17 protein-coding genes, 1 tRNA gene and 1 riboswitch are annotated in these 15,548 nt (G+C 71.1%); of the genes, 3 read left to right on the top strand and 15 right to left on the bottom strand.

The genetic code is table 11. The features are described from left to right. On the top strand, positions 1 to 514 hold a 514-nt coding region (locus VF542_RS08885), incomplete at its 5' end, for an ATP-binding cassette domain-containing protein (RefSeq protein WP_408651343.1). On the opposite strand, the gene VF542_RS08880 is transcribed toward VF542_RS08885, so the two are convergent. Further along, entirely contained in the window at positions 446 to 1,501 is a 1,056-nt protein-coding gene (locus tag VF542_RS08880; RefSeq protein WP_408651342.1) for a cation diffusion facilitator family transporter, read from the bottom strand. The two genes, VF542_RS08885 and VF542_RS08880, sit on opposite strands and share 69 nt — an antisense overlap. Before the next feature lie 101 nt (positions 1,502 to 1,602). Next, positions 1,603 to 3,039 carry a GuaB1 family IMP dehydrogenase-related protein gene (locus tag VF542_RS08875; protein WP_408651341.1) on the bottom strand — a complete coding sequence of 479 codons (1,437 nt, stop codon included), beginning with the start codon at positions 3,037 to 3,039 and terminating at the stop codon, positions 1,603 to 1,605. 114 nt (positions 3,040 to 3,153) lie between these two features. On the opposite strand from VF542_RS08875, the gene VF542_RS08870 reads away from it, so the two are divergent. Both VF542_RS08870 and VF542_RS08865 read left to right on the top strand, forming a co-directional pair. Further along, a complete protein-coding gene (locus tag VF542_RS08870; protein ID WP_408651340.1) occupies positions 3,154 to 3,624 on the top strand; it encodes a hypothetical protein in 471 nt (156 codons plus the stop codon). A gap of 213 nt (positions 3,625 to 3,837) precedes the next feature. After that, positions 3,838 to 4,116, top strand: coding sequence for a DUF5999 family protein (locus VF542_RS08865; protein WP_408651339.1), 279 nt, complete (start codon positions 3,838 to 3,840; stop codon positions 4,114 to 4,116). A 213-nt stretch (positions 4,117 to 4,329) separates the two neighbouring features. Here the strand turns inward: VF542_RS08865 and gcvP are convergent, their stop codons facing one another. The 13 genes from gcvP to VF542_RS08800 all read right to left on the bottom strand — a co-directional run. Next, positions 4,330 to 7,206 carry an aminomethyl-transferring glycine dehydrogenase gene (gene gcvP / locus VF542_RS08860; RefSeq protein ID WP_408651338.1) on the bottom strand — a complete coding sequence of 959 codons (2,877 nt, stop codon included), beginning with the start codon at positions 7,204 to 7,206 and terminating at the stop codon, positions 4,330 to 4,332. A 91-nt stretch (positions 7,207 to 7,297) separates the two neighbouring features. Then, positions 7,298 to 7,393, bottom strand: a riboswitch (glycine riboswitch). Positions 7,394 to 7,432: 39 nt separating this feature from the next. Further along, on the bottom strand, positions 7,433 to 7,984 hold the full coding sequence (locus VF542_RS08855; RefSeq protein WP_408651337.1) for a MerR family transcriptional regulator: 552 nt from the start codon (positions 7,982 to 7,984) through the stop codon (positions 7,433 to 7,435). A gap of 201 nt (positions 7,985 to 8,185) precedes the next feature. Continuing rightward, the gene (locus tag VF542_RS08850) at positions 8,186 to 8,692 is read right to left on the bottom strand and encodes a bifunctional nuclease family protein (RefSeq protein ID WP_408651336.1); all 507 of its coding nucleotides are present in this window, start codon (positions 8,690 to 8,692) and stop codon (positions 8,186 to 8,188) included. A 68-nt stretch (positions 8,693 to 8,760) separates the two neighbouring features. Then, a complete protein-coding gene (locus VF542_RS08845) occupies positions 8,761 to 9,498 on the bottom strand; it encodes a MerR family transcriptional regulator (protein WP_408651335.1) in 738 nt (245 codons plus the stop codon). Beyond that, complete coding sequence (gene odhI / locus VF542_RS08840; protein WP_408651334.1) at positions 9,495 to 10,028, bottom strand: oxoglutarate dehydrogenase inhibitor Odhl; 534 nt, start codon at positions 10,026 to 10,028, stop codon at positions 9,495 to 9,497. Before odhI ends, VF542_RS08845 begins: the two co-directional genes overlap by 4 nt. A 134-nt stretch (positions 10,029 to 10,162) precedes the next feature. Further along, a complete protein-coding gene (gene gcvH, locus VF542_RS08835) occupies positions 10,163 to 10,549 on the bottom strand; it encodes a glycine cleavage system protein GcvH (protein WP_408651333.1) in 387 nt (128 codons plus the stop codon). A 119-nt stretch (positions 10,550 to 10,668) separates the two neighbouring features. Further along, positions 10,669 to 11,526 carry a DUF881 domain-containing protein gene (locus VF542_RS08830; RefSeq protein ID WP_408651332.1) on the bottom strand — a complete coding sequence of 286 codons (858 nt, stop codon included), beginning with the start codon at positions 11,524 to 11,526 and terminating at the stop codon, positions 10,669 to 10,671. Between the two features lies 1 nt (position 11,527). After that, positions 11,528 to 11,860, bottom strand: coding sequence for a small basic family protein (locus VF542_RS08825; protein WP_408651331.1), 333 nt, complete (start codon positions 11,858 to 11,860; stop codon positions 11,528 to 11,530). Beyond that, on the bottom strand, positions 11,857 to 12,768 hold the full coding sequence (locus VF542_RS08820; protein WP_408651330.1) for a DUF881 domain-containing protein: 912 nt from the start codon (positions 12,766 to 12,768) through the stop codon (positions 11,857 to 11,859). Before VF542_RS08820 ends, VF542_RS08825 begins: the two co-directional genes overlap by 4 nt. Continuing rightward, positions 12,769 to 13,374 (bottom strand): CDP-alcohol phosphatidyltransferase family protein, encoded by a 606-nt coding sequence (locus tag VF542_RS08815; protein WP_408651329.1) that lies wholly within the window; start codon positions 13,372 to 13,374, stop codon positions 12,769 to 12,771. 129 nt (positions 13,375 to 13,503) lie between these two features. Next, positions 13,504 to 13,577, bottom strand: a tRNA-Pro gene (locus VF542_RS08810). An 80-nt stretch (positions 13,578 to 13,657) separates the two neighbouring features. Then, the gene (gene der, locus VF542_RS08805) at positions 13,658 to 15,007 is read right to left on the bottom strand and encodes a ribosome biogenesis GTPase Der (protein ID WP_408651344.1); all 1,350 of its coding nucleotides are present in this window, start codon (positions 15,005 to 15,007) and stop codon (positions 13,658 to 13,660) included. Between the two features lie 60 nt (positions 15,008 to 15,067). Continuing rightward, on the bottom strand, positions 15,068 to 15,548 hold a 481-nt coding region (locus tag VF542_RS08800; protein ID WP_408651328.1), incomplete at its 5' end, for a (d)CMP kinase.

The following is a 15,548-nucleotide window of genomic DNA, read 5'->3' as shown; positions in this document are numbered from 1 at the left end:
CCGGGCGGTCGGCGCGCACCAGATGGTGGCCAGGCTCAGCGGCGGGTACCTGCACCAGGTCGGCGAGCGCGGCCGCAACCTCTCGGCCGGGCAGCGCCAGCTGATCGCGCTGGCCCGGGCCGAGCTGGTGGAGCCCGACATCCTGCTCCTCGACGAGGCCACCGCCGCGCTCGACCTGGCCAGCGAGGCGCTGGTGACCGAGGCGACCCACCGGCTGAGCCGGCACCGGACCACCGTCACCGTCGCGCACCGGCTCACCACCGCGGCACGCGCGGACCGGATCGTGGTGCTCGACGACGGCCGGATCGTCGAGGACGGCAGCCATCAGCGGTTGCTGGCCGCCCAGGGCAACTACGCCCGGCTCTGGCGTACCTATCTGGACGGCTCAGTGCCAGACGGCTCAGTGCCGGACGGCTCAGTGCCGGACGGCTCAGTGCAGGACGGCTCAGTGGTCGAGGGCATCGCCGACGTAACCCGGCCCGTGCCCGTCCAGGGCGCAGTCGTCGCCGACTAGCGGCCGGTCGCCGTGCTGGTGATCGGCCTGCAGGGTGGCATGGTCGATCCGGTGGGTCTGGGCCAACACCCGCCGCACCCCGCGGGCCACCTCGTGGCAGTCATGGCTGGCATCGATCACCAGGTGCGCCGACAGCGCCGGCTCACCGGCGCCCAGGTCCCAGACATGCAGGTCGTGCACCTCCCGGACGCCGGCCACCGAGGCCATCGAACGGCCGATCCGGGCCGGGTCGGTGCCGTTCGGCGCGGCCTCGAGAAACACCCGTCCGGCCGAGCGCACCAGGCCGACCCCGCTCTGCACCATCAGCCCGGCAACCACCAGCGAGGCCACCGCGTCGGCCCTGGTCCAGCCGGTCAGCAGCATCACCAGCCCGGCGACCGCGGTGGCCACGAACGCCCACAGGTCGGTGATCAGGTGCGCCAGCGCGCCGCGGACGTTGAGGCTGGCCTGGTCGGCCTTGGCAGCCAGCACGACCGCGAGCAGGTTCACCGCGATCCCGATCAGGGCGACCACCAGCACGGCGGCGCCCGGGACGTCCGGCGGGTCGAACAGCCGCCGTACCGCAGCCACTGTGAACCAGGCGGCGAGCAGCAGCAGCGTGATGCCGTTGGCCTGGGCCGAGACGGCATCGATCCGGGTGAAGCCGTAGGTGTAGGCACCGCGAGCCGGACGCCGGGAGAATCTGGAAGCCAGGATCGCCACCGCCAGCGCTCCGGCGTCGGTGAGCAGGTGGCCGGCGTCGGTGAGCAACGCCAGCGACCCGACCGCCAGGCCCACCGCCACCTCGCAGACCAGGAAGGCGACGATCACCGCCAGCGCGGCCGACAGCCACCGGCGGTCGGCGTCGGCACCGCCGTGCGGGTGCTGGCCGGACAGATGCCGATGGCCGTGCTGCCGGCCGCCGTCCTGCCGGCCGCCGTCCTGCCGGCCATCCTGCTGACCGGCGCGCTGCTGACCGGCGCGCTGCTGACCGGAGGTGGACTTCACCGACCCAGCATGAGTCGGCCCGCCGCACCCGTCAATCGACGGCCCGGCACCATCGATCCGCCTCGGCAGTCGCGCGCCAGCCGCCCCTCGCCAGCCCGCGCTCACCAGCCGGACTGCAGCGGCCGGCCCTCGGCATAGCCGGCGGTGCTCTGCACGCCGACGATCGCCCGGTCGGCGAACTCGGCGATGGTCCGGGCGCCCGCATAGGTAAACGACGAGCGGACGCCGGCGATGATCGCGTCGATCAGGTCCTCGACGCCCGGCCGGGCCGGGTCCAGGAACTGCCGGCCGGAGGAGATGCCCTCCTCGAACAGCGCCTTGCGGGCCTGGTCGAACGCCGACTCCCCCGAGGTCCGGCTGGCCACCGCGCGCGCCGAGGCCATTCCGAAACTGTCCTTGTAGGCCCGGCCGTCGGCCGCGATCTTCAGGTCACCAGGAGATTCATAGGTGCCGGCGAACCACGAGCCGACCATCACCGACGAGGCGCCGGCCGCCAGCGCCAGCGCGACGACGCGCGGGTGCCGGACGCCGCCGTCGGCCCACACGTGCTTCCCGCGGGCGTGAGCCGCCTCGGCGCATTCCAGGACGGCCGAGAACTGCGGACGCCCGACGCCGGTCATCATCCGGGTGGTGCACATCGCTCCCGGACCGACGCCCACCTTGACGATGTCGGCCCCGGCCTCGATCAGGTCGACGGCGCCGGCGGCAGACACCACGTTGCCGGCCACCACCGGTACGCCCGGATCCAGGGAGCGGACCGCCGTCAGCGCTTCGATCATCCGGTGCTGGTGCCCGTGGGCGGTGTCCATCACCAGCAGGTCTATGCCGGTCGCCAGCAGCCGTTCGGCCTTGGCCCGCACGTCACCGTTGACGCCCAGCGCCGCGGCGACCCGCAACCGGCCGGCGGCATCGACGGCCGGCTCGTACAGCGTCGAGCGCAGGGCGGCCGTCCGGGTCAGCACGCCGACCAGCAGGCCGTCGTCGTCGACCACCGGTGCCAGCCTGCGGTGCTCGTCGGCCAGCACGTCGAACGCCTCCCGGCCCCCGGTCTTGGCAGCCAGCGTCAGCAGCCGGGTCGACATCACCCGCGACAGCTGGGCGAACCGGTCGGCACCGGCGCAGTCCCGCTCGGTGACGACCCCCACCGGGCGTCCCTGGTGCACGACGACCAGCGCGCCGTGGGCACGTTTGGGCAGCAGCGCCAAGGCATCGGAGACGGTATCGGTGGGCCCCAGGGTGAGTGCCGTCTCGTGTACCAGGTGACGCTGCTTCACCCAGGCCACCACCTCGGTGACCACGTCGACCGGGATGTCCTGCGGCAGCACGGTGATCCCGCCGCGACGCGCCACCGTCTCGGCCATCCGGCGACCGGCCACCGCGGTCATGTTCGCGACCACCAGCGGGATGGTGGCGCCGCTGCCGTCGGTGGTCGAGAGGTCCACGTCGAAGCGCGAGGCGACGTCGGAGGACCGCGGGACCATGAAAACGTCCTCGTAGGTCAGGTCGTGTGACGGCTGCAGGCCGTTGAGAAACTCCACGTTCACAAGACTCTACCGGCCACCGGCCGGAACTCCGGGTCGACTGTTCTGCGACAGCTGCCCGACAGGACCTGTTGCCGGTATCAGCGCGGCCGTCCGCCTACTCTGATAAGTGTGGGGATAGCGGTGTTCGACATCGACGGCGTGGTGGCCGACGTCCGGCACCGGCTGCACCTGGTGGAGGGGCGGCCCAAGGACTGGCCGGCGTTCTTCGCCGCGGCAGCCGAGGATCCGGGCCTGGAGCGGGGAATCGACCGGGTGCTGGCCGCCGTTGCCGACCATGAGGTCGTCTGGCTGACGGGACGCCCCCGCTCGCTGCGGGCGGTGACCCGTCGCTGGCTCGCCGATCACGGGCTGCCGGTGACCGAGCTGATCATGCGGAGCGAGCGGGACTACCGGCCGGCGCCGGTGCTCAAGCTGGCGGAGCTGAACAAGCTCCGGGCCCGGCAGGTCGAGCTGTTCGTCGACGATGACGCCAAGGTCATCGCGGCCGCGGCCGGTGCCGGCTTTCCCGCGGTCCTGGCCGACTGGATGCCGGCTCCTCCGGTCCTCTCCGAGGCTCAGGACCGCGCTGGCCGGACTTGAGATGGACGTACATCTTGAGCAGAAAATTAGGTTTGTCATGTGATGTGAAGCACCAGAAACGTTGCTTTCCTGTTAAGATTTCAATTAGGGAACGGTTGTGAGGCATCGCACGAATCACGCTGTAATCGCTCTCGGAAGCGGGGAGCATGGAACGTGCACCAACCAGAGTCTGATAGACACGACAGAGACACTTTCGAAGCTAGGACGCAGTCAATGAGTCACATCGAGAACCCGGTGGCACTCGATCGGGTCGCTGTACCGGCCCATCCGGCCGTGCGCGGAGCGTGTACCCACGAGCCCCGCTGCCCTGACGCGGCGGGCGCGGACCGGGATGCCGCGCACGTGATCGCCTGCCACCCGGAGCAAGGCTGGAGCCTGCTCTGCAACGGCATCGTCCTGTTCGAGGACTCCGGCGAGATCCTGCCGGACGGCCACTGCATCCAGGCCCGGCGTGCGGAGCTGACCGCCGCCGCGCTGCACCGGGTGGCCTGAGGCCAGCCAGCCCGTTGCCGCTCGCGCGGCAGCCGTTCATACCTGCTCACCGGCCATGGCCGGTGAGCAGTCTCATGTCCGGTCGGAGTCCTCGAGGCACCCGGCCGGCTTCCAAGGCTCGCGGCCGTGCTCCCCAGCTCGTGGCCGTGCCCGGCCGCAGTCCTCGATGCACCCGGCCGACTCAGGCGTAGTCCGACTCAGGCGTAGTCCGACTCAGGCGTAGTCGGCCACCGGCGGGCAGGAACACACCAGGTTGCGGTCTCCGTAGGCCCCGTCGATGCGGCGCACCGGCGCCCAGTACTTCGACATCGGGTCCACCCCGGCCGGATACACCGCCTGCTCCCGGCTGTAGGGGTGGTCCCACTCCTCCACCAGGCAGCGCGCGGTGTGCGGGGCGTTGCGCAACGGGTTGTCCTGGGCAGACCAGCTGCCGCTGCGCAGCTGCTCGATCTCGGCCCGGATCGCGATCATCGCGTCGATGAACCGGTCGATCTCGCCCAGGTCCTCGCTCTCGGTGGGCTCGACCATCAGGGTGCCGGCCACCGGGAACGACATCGTCGGGGCGTGGAAGCCGTAGTCGATCAGCCGCTTGGCCACGTCGTCGACCGTCACTCCGGTCTCCTTGGTGATCTGGCGCAGGTCAAGGATGCACTCGTGGGCCACCAGGCCGCGGACACCGGTGTAGAGCACCGGGTAGTGCTCGTTGAGCCGGGCCGCGATGTAGTTGGCCGACAGGATCGCGGCGGCGGTGGCGGCGACCAGGCCGTCCGGCCCCATCAACCGCAGGTAGGCCCAGGTGATCGGCAGGATCGAGGCCGATCCCCACGGCGCGGCCGCGATCGCTCCGGGCCCGGTCTCCGGACCCGCCAGCGGCTGCAACGGGTGGTTGGGCAGGAACGGCGCCAGGTGCTCGCGGACCGCGACCGGCCCGACGCCGGGGCCTCCGCCACCGTGCGGGATGCAGAAGGTCTTGTGCAGGTTCAGGTGCGAGACGTCAGCCCCGAACTTGCCGGGCTTCGCCAGCCCCACCATCGCGTTCAGGTTGGCCCCGTCGACATAGACCTGGCCACCGGCGGCGTGCACCAGCTCGCAGACCTCGCCGATGTGGTCCTCGAACACCCCATGGGTGGACGGGTAGGTCACCATGATCGCCGCCAGGTTGTCGGCGTGCTGGGCGATCTTGGCCTTCAGGTCCTCCAGGTCGACCTCGCCCTCGGTGCCGCTGGTGGCGACCACCACGACCTTCATCCCCGCCAGCACCGCCGAGGCCGCATTCGTGCCGTGCGCGCTGGCCGGGATCAGGCAGACGTTGCGGCCGGACTCGCCGCGGCTGCGGTGGTAGGAGTGGATCGCCAGCAGACCCGCGAACTCGCCCTGCGCGCCGGCGTTGGGCTGCAGCGACACCGCGTCGTAGCCGGTGAGCTCGGTCAGCCAGTTCTCCAGGTCGGCGATCAGCGCGGCGTAGCCGTCGAACTGCCCCTGCGGCGCGAACGGGTGGATGTCGGCGAAGCCGGGGTTGGTGACCGGCTCCATCTCGGTGGTCCCGTTCAGCTTCATCGTGCACGAGCCGAGCGGGATCATCCCCCGGTCCAGCGCGTAGTCCCGGTCGGCCAGCCGGCGCAGGTAGCGCAGCATCGCGGTCTCGGAATGGTAGGAGTTGAACACCGGGTGGCTCAGGTAGTCCGACTGGCGGCGCAGCTCGGCGGGCAGCATGTCCGGTGCGCCGTCCGGCAGCGGCGCCGTCACGCCGAACGCCGCCAGCACCTCGGTGAGCACCGCGTCGGTGGTGGCCTCGTCGCAGGCGATCCCGAGGTGGTCGGCGTCGATCGGCCGCAGGTTGACACCACGCTGGTCGGCGGCGGCCAGCACCTCGGCGGCCCGGCCCGGGACCCGGGCCGTCACGGTGTCGAAGAACTCCTCGGTCAGCACCTCGACGCCACCGGCCCGCAGCCCGGCAACCAGCCGGGTGGCCCGGGAGTGCACGTTGGCAGCGATCGCCCGCAGCCCGGTCGGCCCGTGATAGACGGCGTACATCGAGGCCATCACCGCCAGCAACACCTGGGCGGTGCAGATGTTGGAGGTGGCCTTCTCGCGGCGGATGTGCTGCTCGCGGGTCTGCAGCGCCAGCCGGTAGGCAGGCCGGCCCTCGGCATCGACGGAGACGCCCACCAACCGTCCGGGCAGCTGGCGTTCCAGGCCGGCCCGGATCGAGAGGTAGCCGGCATGCGGGCCGCCGAAGCCCAGCGGCACGCCGAACCGCTGCGAGGTGCCGACCGCGATGTCGGCGCCCAGCTCACCCGGCGGCACCAGCAGCGTCAGGGCCAGCAGGTCGGCAGCGACCGCGACCACCGCACCGGCGTCGTGGGCCTCGGAGATCAGTCCGCGCAGGTCGCGCACGGCGCCGGACGCGCCCGGGTACTGCAGCAGCACCCCGAACACCGAGCCGTCGGCCAGCTCCGCCGGTGCGCCCCCTTGGGCCAGGTCGGCAACCAGCACCCGCAGCCCGAGCGCGTTGGCCCGGGTGCGGACCACCTCGATGGTCTGCGGCAGCACGTCGGCGTCGATCAGGAACACCTCGGCGCCCTTCTTGGCCGCGGCGGCGGTGCGGTGCGCCAGGGCCATCGCCTCGGCTGCGGCGGTCGCCTCGTCCAGCAACGAGGCGCCGGCGGTGGGCAGGCCGGTCAGGTCGCCCACCATGGTCTGGAAGTTCAGCAGCGCCTCCAGCCGGCCCTGGCTGATCTCGGGCTGGTACGGGGTGTAGGCGGTGTACCAGGCCGGGCTCTCCAGCACGTTGCGGCGGATCACCGGCGGGGTGATGGTGTCGTAGTAACCCAGGCCGATCATCGAGGCCCGTGGGGTGTTGCGAGCGGCCAGCGCGCGCAGCTCGGCGGCCACCTCCGCCTCGGAACTGGCCGGTGGCAACGCCAGTGCCAGCTTGGTCCGGATGCTCTGCGGGACCGCCGCGGCCAGCAGCTCGTCCAGGGTGCTGAACCCGAGGGCCTTGAGCATCACGGCCTGGTCGGCGGGGTCGAAGACGCCGATGTGGCGGGCCGAGAACGGGGTGAGCCGGGGAACGGCAGCGTTGTCCATAGGTGACTCCAACGTCAGACAGGGCCGAAGCAGTCACGGTCGAGCTGACCGGACTACTCCCCCTCTGTCAGGCTGGCGCCCTTCAGAGCTACCTGCACGCACGGTCCTGCAGCCTGAGAGGTTGGCGGGGAAATTGCCCCTTCGGCGCCGCCCAGACCAGCTGGGCGAACTCTCCCGTGCGTGTTGCGGTACCGCCAAGGTTACCAGCCCGGCGGCCTGAACCGGCTTAGGCGGTGGCGGTCCGGCGCTGCCTGCGGCGGGTCAACTCGTCGGCGGCCTCGGTCTCCACCGCGCCGTCGGTTCGCTCGGACGGCAGGCTGGCCAGCGATCCGGCCAGTTCCCGCAGGGCGCCGCTGACGGCGATGCCGAAAACGCCCTGGCCGCCGCGCAGCAGGTCGACGACCTCCTCGGAGGAGGTGCACTCGTACACCGTGGTGCCGTCGGACAGCAGCGTGATCCGGGCCAGGTCGTCCACGCCGCGCTCGCGCAGGGTGTCGACAGCCAGCCGGATGTTCTGCAGCGACACACCGGTGTCGAGCAGCCGCTTCACGACCTTGAGCACCAGGATGTCCTTGAACGAGTACAGCCGCTGGCTGCCCGAGCCCGCCGCGGAGCGGACCGAGGGCGCTACCAGCCCGGTCCGCGCCCAGTAGTCGAGCTGGCGGTAGGTGATGCCGGCCGCGGCGCACGCGGTCGGGCCGCGATAGCCGACGGAGTCGTCGGAGCCGATGCCTGGCTGGGAGAAGAGCTCGCCCTGCTCCGGCGTGTGGTCCAGCACATCGATCTCCTACCTGCCGCGCACATCACTGCGATCGCATGAACCGCTCCGATTCGGTGCGAACCAGGCGCGGCACCCATCGAATTGCACCGTGGGTATTTACCGAAGGTATGCCGCCGTGGCTACACCGGTCAATGCGCCTCGCCGGATTACGCGCCAAAAAGTAACTGTCGAGTTCAGGTGCAGACTTCCCGGGCAGGGTCAGGAAGCTCCCGGATGGGGCTCGTCGCCACCCTCGGAGCCGGCGAAATCGTCGGCGGAGATGGTGTCGAGGAACTCCCGGAACCGCTCGACCTCGTCCTCGTCCTCCTCCGGGATCGAGATGCCGGCGGTGGCCAGCACGCTCTCGTCCCCGACGATCGGCGTTTCGGTCCGCAAGGCCAGCGCGATCGCATCCGAGGGCCGGGCGCTGACCGTGGTTCCGTCGGCGAACTGCAGTTCGGCGTAGAAGACGTCGTCGCGGAGCTCGGTGATCGACACCTGCTTCAGCACGCCGCCCAGCGCCCCGATCACGTCCCGCAGCAGGTCATGGGTCATCGGTCGCGGGGTCTGGACGCCCTGCTGCTCGAAGGCGATGGCCGAAGCCTCTACCGCGCCGATCCAGATCGGAAGGTAACGGGCGCCGTCGGCTTCCTTGAGTAGCACAACGGGCTGGTTGGCGGGCAGCTCGACTCGCACGCCGACAACCTGCAGCGGATGCAGAGTCATCTCCTAGCCCTCCTCTGCTGTCGTCGAGACGTGAACGCGAACCCCTTCGAGCCTAGCCGTTCCCGCGCTCAGCCGACGATCTCTCGGAGCCCAATCTGCACTAGAGCAGCATGCAAGCGCACCGACAGCGCGGCGAGCTCGCGCACCGTCTCCTCGGCCCGGGCCCGGCCGTCACCGCTGCGCTGCTTGGCCATCGGGCCGGCGACCTGGCCGAACAGCCCCACCTCGCGGTCAGCGGCGGACTTGAAGCCACGCAGGTGCCGGCCCTCGATCCCGAAGCGGGCCATCTCGGCCACCACCCGGGCGATCGCCAGGGCGTCGTCGTCGTAGTAGCCGCCGGCCCGCTGGCTGATCAGGCCGTACTGCTCGAGCTCGGCCAGCTGGGCCGGGCGCAGGCCCGCGGTGTTGAGCAGCTCCTCGCGGCTCAACCTCATCGCGGCGGCGGAGGAGCGGAAGTGCTCGGGCGTCGGGGCGTTGTCCAGGATCGCCGGGTGCGCCGCGCGCGGCACCGAGTTGGCCGGCACCGGGCCGTGGCCATGGCCGCGGTCGATCGCCTCCAGCTGGTCCTTGATGACCCGCAGCGGCAGGTAGTGATCACGCTGCTGGCTCAGCACGTACTTCAGCCTGGCCACGTCGGAGCCGGAGAACTTGCGGTAACCGGACGGGGTGCGGTCCGGCTGCACCAGGCCCTGATCCTCCAGGAACCGGATCTTGGAGATGGTCACGTCCGGAAAGTCGGCACGCAGCTGGGACAGCACCTCACCGATCGAGAGCGTCCCCCGGGCCGGCAGGCTGGCTGCGTTCATGACCGGCCGCCGTTGCGGGTGAGCGAGGTCAGGTACACCAGCCGGAACTTGCCGATCTGCACCTCGTCGCCGCCGGCCAGGGTTGCCGAGTCGATCCGCTCCCGGTTGACGTACGTGCCGTTCAGGCTGCCCACGTCGAAGACGGTGAAACCCGAACCGTCGCGGCGGAACTCCACGTGCCGGCGCGAGACCGTGACGTCGTCGAGGAAGATGTCACTGTCGGGATGCCGGCCGGCCGTCGTGACGTCCTGGTCGAGCAGGAACCGGCTGCCGGCGTTCGGCCCGCGCTTGACCACCAGGAGCGCCGAGCCCGGCGCCAGGGCGTCGATGGCGCGCTGATGGGCCTCGGGTGAGAACTCGTCGGTGTCGGGCCCCCCGACCGGGGTGAACCCGGCGGAGAGTATCGAGGTCACATCGGGGCCGGCCGGTCGGCCGCCGGCTGGTGGATGCGCACCGGCCAACGGAGTCCCGCACTGCGCGCAGTATCGGCTCTCAGCTGAGTTCTCGGTGCCACACGCGGTGCAGAACACGCCGGAAACGCCCTTTCTCTTTCCTTGCCCGACCAGAGCGACGGATCCCGATCGCCAACCGGGAACACCTCGGGATCGCCGGTGCCGCCGAGCCTAGTTCGCCTTGCCGCGAAGGGTCAACGCGAGGTGGAGGTTCACTCGGAGGTGGCTTGGCCGTAGGCCTCGGCGTCCAGCAGCGAATCGAGCACCGAGAGGTCCGCCACCTCGATCTCAGCGATCCAGCCGGCGCCGTAGGGATCGGAGTTGACCAGTTCGGGCTGGTCGTCCAGAGCCTCGTTGCGGGTGACCACCGATCCCGCGACCGGGGCGTAGAGGTCCGAGACGCTCTTGGTCGACTCGACCTCACCGAAGGTGTCCCCGGACTCCACCGTGGAATCCACCCCGTGCACCGACACGAACACGATGTCACCCAGGGAACTCTGCGCGAAGTCGGTGATGCCGACCCGGACGATGTTGCCCTGGGTCACCTTGGCCCATTCGTGGTCGTGGGTGTAGCGCAGGTCGGGTGGAATCTCTGCCATATCCGGTCACCTCGTCAACGGGAAGGGGCGAAAAGAAAAGCCGGTTCGGTACTTGCGCGCTGACCGGCCCGCGCCGGAGCACGGTGTGGGCGACCTTACCGCCTGGCCGTCCGAGGTGATCACTTACCGGTCGGGGTGGCGTACTTGTGCGTCGGGATGCTTCTGGTGACGGTGATGCTGATCGCCGACTGCTCGGCGATGGAGACCTCGCCGCCGGCCGCGTGCACGGTGTTCACCACCCCGCCCTGGATGTTCAACGCGGTCTCCAGGGTCTTCGGGTCACCGATCGCCAGCACGTCGTAAGGCTCCTGCAGGGCGGTCCGGTCCAGCGTCACGCCGGAGCCGGAGTCGGTGAAGGCGCTGGACGTGCCGACCCGGACCGGGCCGAACTGGATCACCTCCGCGCCGGCGCCGCGCAGTTCCTCGACCACGTCGAGCAGCTCCTCGGCCCGCAGCGCGTGCAGCGGGTCGGTGATCCTGACCCGGATCCCCGGCCCGTGAGCCGGCGCCGTGCCGGTCAGCACCGCCAGCGCGTCAGCCTGCCGCTGCGCCTCCTGGCGAGCCTCGGCGTTGTTGTTGCCGCTGTCGGACAGCCGCTGCTTGGCCGTCTGCAGGTCGCTGATCTGGCCCTGCAGCCGCTCGATCCGGCTGTTCTGATCGTCGAGGATCCGGACCAGGTCGGCTTCGCGGGCACCGGCCAGCGCGTCGGTCTGTGAGTTGGAACGAACCTGCACCGCCAGCGCGAAGCCCAGAATTGCCAGCAGCGCTCCGATCAGGGCGGTGGCGCCGCGGTTACGGACCCAGCGCGGCGGGTGCTCGGCTGCCCGGCCGGGGGCCTCGTCCGCCGGGTCGGCTGCGGTGCCGCGTTCCTCGTCCGGCAGATCCGGCGTCTTGCCGCGCTTCCCGCCCGCCGGGTCGGCTGCGGTGTCGGGGTTCTTCTCCGGCGGATCAGCTGCCGGGCCGCCTCGGGTCGCCATGTCAGGCGCGGAACAAGTGACGTCGGATGGCCGCGGCGTTGCCGAAGATCCGGATGCCCAGCACCACCACCACCGCTGTGGACAGCTGGCCGCCGACCCCGAGCTTGTCGCCCATGAACACGATCAGCGCGGCCACCAGGACGTTGGAGACGAAGGAGACCACGAACACCTTGGCCACGAAGATGCCGTCGAGCCTGGCCCGGACCCCGCCGAAGACGGCGTCCAGGGCGGCCACCACGGCGATCGGCAGGTAGGGCTCCAGCCACAGCGGCACGGTGGGGCGGAAGATGATGCCCAGCAGCACGCCGATGACCAGGGCGATCGCGGCAATCATCGAGGAGACTCCGTACTGGAAGGGGACGAACTCGGGCTGGCCGTGCCCGGCCCCGCCGTGCCTGGGCCCGCATAGTGCGGCTCGGTCACGGTAACCGACTGCAGCCGAAGTCCGGACTTGTCGGTGAACCGGAACGTGATGCCCTCCACGGCGGCCATGGTCTTGAGCTGCCGGGCGATGCCGGAGTCGGCGAAGGCCACCAGCAGTCCGTTGCGGTCCCCGATCGCCTCGATCGTGTACGGCGCGCTGATCGGCTGGAAGTCCACCAGGACCGATTCTCCGGCGAATCGGATGAACGAGGTGGCGGTCAGCCGCAGGCCGTTGACCGCGACCGCCTCGGCGCCGGCTGCCCACAGCTGGTTGACCACCGCCCGGATGTCGCGGTCGTGCAGTACCGCCACCTGCTCCTGCGGGGTGGTGCCGGGACGGCCGTTGGCCGCGGAGGTCGGTGCCGGGGGCTCGTCGAGCTGGATCTGCACTCCGGGGCCGGTGACCGGCAGCGAGCCCGATTCCAGTTCCAGGTTCTGCAACTCATCACCCTTGCCGGGCAGCTGGGCGTTGCGCAGGTCGGCCACCTCGGCGACCAGCGCCCTGGCCCGCGCGTCCAGGGCGTTGCCGGCCGCCTGGAGCCGCTCGACCCGGACGACCAGGTCCTTGCGGGCCGCTTCGCGGGCGGGTGCGGACCGGTGCTGCTGCTGATAGGACACCACCAGCAACAGCCCGACCGCGACGCAGGCCAGCCAGAGCACCGGCCCGTCCCACCACCGGCGGGACCTCGGCGGCGGTGAGCCCTGCGCGGACTGGAAGGCCAGCCGGTAGCCGGGGTCGAGCGGATTGTTGAGCAGGTCGTCGAGCATCGCGGTGGTCCGGTTGACCGGGCCTGCCTCCGGCTGCGTCGTCCCGGCCATTCAGGCCACCACCGGCGCGGTGATCACCCGGCGGAACTGGATCAGGTAGAGCACGGCCGCCCACAGGTAGAGCCCGGTCCCCCAGATGGTGAACGCCCAGGCGATCGGCTTGGCGACATCGCCCAGGGTGCCCGGCTGCGATCCGATCAGCAGGAGCGGGAAGGCGTAGAGCAGGTTGAAGGTCGCCGCCTTGCCCAGGTAGTGCACCGGCAGTCCGGTCAGCCCGCGCCGTCGCAGCGCCGGCAGCGTGCAGGCCAGCACCAGGTCCCGGCCGATCAGCAGCAGCGCCAGCCAGAGCGGGATCACGTGCCGCAGCACCAGGCCGACCAGGGTGGCCAGGATGTAGAGCCGGTCGGCGACCGGGTCCAGCAGCGCCCCGAGCCGCGACATCTGGTTCAGCTTGCGGGCCAGCACCCCGTCGGCCCAGTCGGTGATCCCGCTGACCATCAGGATCGCCAGCGCCCAGCCGTCGGCATGCGGGCCGAGCAGCAACCACAGGAACAGCGGAACCCCGAGCAGCCTGGAGAAGCTGAGCAGGTTGGGCACCGTGAGCACCGCGGACCGGGTGGCGGCGGGCGCTGCGACGGCCGAGGGCTGCGTACTCACGCGCTCTGGCCCTCCCGCCGAACCTCGGCCCACGTCTGAACAGCGCTGCAACCGGCCGCGGCCGGCAGGCGATCCGCGACCTGCTCCAGGCAACCGCCGTGCCTTCCACCGTGCTGGTGCACAGCGATGTCGGGCTGACAGGATTTGAACCTGCGACCCCCTGACCCCCAGTCAGGTGCGCTACCAAGCTGCGCTACAGCCCGCTCCGCCCAGCCGGAACTTCCCTGAACGAACGCCGCAACTTTAGCGCACCCGGTCGGGCGGTCCTGCCAGCGCCGTGAGCTCAGCCGCGCTGCTGGCGCTCGCGCACCCGGACCGAGATCTCGATCGGGCTGCCCCGGAAGTCGAAATCCTCCCGGAGCCGGCGCTCCAGGAACCGCCGGTAGCCGGCCTCGAGGAAGCCGGTGGTGAACAGCACGAACCGGGGCGGCCGGGTGTCGGCCTGGGTGGCGAACAGCACCCGGGGGTGCTTGCCGCCGCGGCCCGGCGGTGGGGTGGCGTTCACGATCTCGGTCAGCCAGCTGTTGAGCCGGCCGGTGGGGATCCGCCGGTCCCAGGAGTCCAGCACCAGCCGCAGCGCGCCGGGCAGCTTCTCCACGGCCCGGCCGGTCTTCGCCGAGACGTTGACCCGCGGCGCCCACTGCACCCGCTGCAGCTCCCAGTCGGCTTCCTTCTCCAGCTGCAGCCGGCGATCGGAGTCCACCAGGTCCCACTTGTTGAACGCCAGCACCAGGGCCCGGCCCGCCTCCACCACCATCGAGATGACCCGCTGATCCTGCTCCGAGATCACCTCGGAGGCGTCCAGCAGCACCACCGCGACCTCGGCCGACTCGATCGCGCTGGCGGTCCGCAGGCTGGCGTAATACTCCATTCCGGAGGCGTTGGTGACCCGCCGGCGCAGGCCCGCGGTGTCGACGAACCGCCAGGTCTCACCACCCAGTTCAACCAGGGAGTCCACCGGGTCCACCGTGGTGCCGGCCACCGCGTCGACCACCGAGCGCTCCTGGCCGGTCAACCGGTTCAGCAGGCTGGACTTGCCCACGTTCGGACGCCCGACCAGGGCCACCCGGCGCGGGCCGCCGGCGACCTCGCGCTCGGGCGGGGCGTCGGGCAGCTTCTCCAGGATCGCGTCGAGCAGGTCACCCGAGCCCCGGCCGTGCAGCCCGCTGACCGGGTACGGCTCCCCCAGGCCCAGCGACCAGGCCTCGGCCGCGTCGGACTCGCCGCGCTCGTCGTCGACCTTGGTCACCGCCAGCACCACCGGCCGGCCGGCCCGGCGCAGCGTCCGGGCCACCACCAGATCGGTCTCGGTGGCACCGGTGCGGGAGTCGATGACGAACAGCACCAGGTCGGCGGTGACGACGGCCTGCTCGGCCTGCCGGGACACCATCGCCTGCAGCCCGGTGGCGTCGGGCTCCCAGCCGCCGGTGTCGACCAGGGTGAACTGCCGCCCGCCCCAGTAGGCGTCGTAGGCGATCCGATCCCGGGTCACCCCGGGCACGTCCTGCACGACCGCCTCGCGCCGCCCGAGGATCCGGTTCACCAGGGTGGACTTGCCCACGTTCGGACGGCCCACCACGGCCACTACCGGGGTGACCGGCAGGGCATCCTCGGTGTCGCCGTCAGCTCCGATCCCGGCATCGGGCTCGGTAGTCGGGTAGGAATCGAGTTCGGCATCCGGTCCAGTCACGGCTCAGGCGCGATCTGCCGTGCTGACGGCCTGGAAGGCCAGCCCGGCGAGCAGTTCGACGACCTCGTCGATGGTGAGTTCTGAGGTGTCCACCTCGGTCGAACCGTCCGGCCGGCGCAGCGGGCTGGCCGCCCGGCTGGAGTCCAGGGCATCGCGTCGCCGCAGCGACTGGGCGATCCGGCTCAGGTCGTCACTGTCGAGGCTGCCCAGCTCGCCGGCCCGGCGCCGGGCCCGGACGTCCTCGCGGGCGGTCAGGTACACCTTCAGCTCGGCGTCGGGCCAGACCACCGAGCCGATGTCGCGGCCTTCGGCCACGGTGGGCGCACGGCTGATGAGAAGCCGCTGCTGGGCCACCAGCTGGGTCCGGACGGCCTGAACGGCCGAGACCGCCGAGACCGCCGCGGTGGTGGCCGCCGTCCGGATCTCACGCTCGACGTCCTTGCCGTTGAGACGGGTGCTGCGGTGCCAGGGGTCGGTGCCGACC

Origin of the sequence: Jatrophihabitans sp. (assembly GCF_036389215.1) — a bacterium.
GTDB lineage: Bacteria > Actinomycetota > Actinomycetes > Mycobacteriales > Jatrophihabitantaceae > Jatrophihabitans_A.
Note: the sequence above shows the minus strand (reverse complement) of the source record. Positions and strands in the feature narration are given on the sequence as shown.

What these genes read in the sequence shown, in the direction of transcription:
- VF542_RS08865 (WP_408651339.1), top strand. Translation starts at nt 3,838, where the DNA reads ATGAGTCACATCGAGAACCCGGTGGCACTCGATCGGGTCGCTGTACCG.
- gcvP (WP_408651338.1), bottom strand. Translation starts at nt 7,206, where the DNA reads ATGGACAACGCTGCCGTTCCCCGGCTCACCCCGTTCTCGGCCCGCCAC.
- VF542_RS08850 (WP_408651336.1), bottom strand. Translation starts at nt 8,692, where the DNA reads ATGACTCTGCATCCGCTGCAGGTTGTCGGCGTGCGAGTCGAGCTGCCC.
- VF542_RS08845 (WP_408651335.1), bottom strand. Translation starts at nt 9,498, where the DNA reads ATGAACGCAGCCAGCCTGCCGGCCCGGGGGACGCTCTCGATCGGTGAG.
- gcvH (WP_408651333.1), bottom strand. Translation starts at nt 10,549, where the DNA reads ATGGCAGAGATTCCACCCGACCTGCGCTACACCCACGACCACGAATGG.
- VF542_RS08830 (WP_408651332.1), bottom strand. Translation starts at nt 11,526, where the DNA reads ATGGCGACCCGAGGCGGCCCGGCAGCTGATCCGCCGGAGAAGAACCCC.
- VF542_RS08825 (WP_408651331.1), bottom strand. Translation starts at nt 11,860, where the DNA reads ATGATTGCCGCGATCGCCCTGGTCATCGGCGTGCTGCTGGGCATCATC.
- VF542_RS08820 (WP_408651330.1), bottom strand. Translation starts at nt 12,768, where the DNA reads ATGGCCGGGACGACGCAGCCGGAGGCAGGCCCGGTCAACCGGACCACC.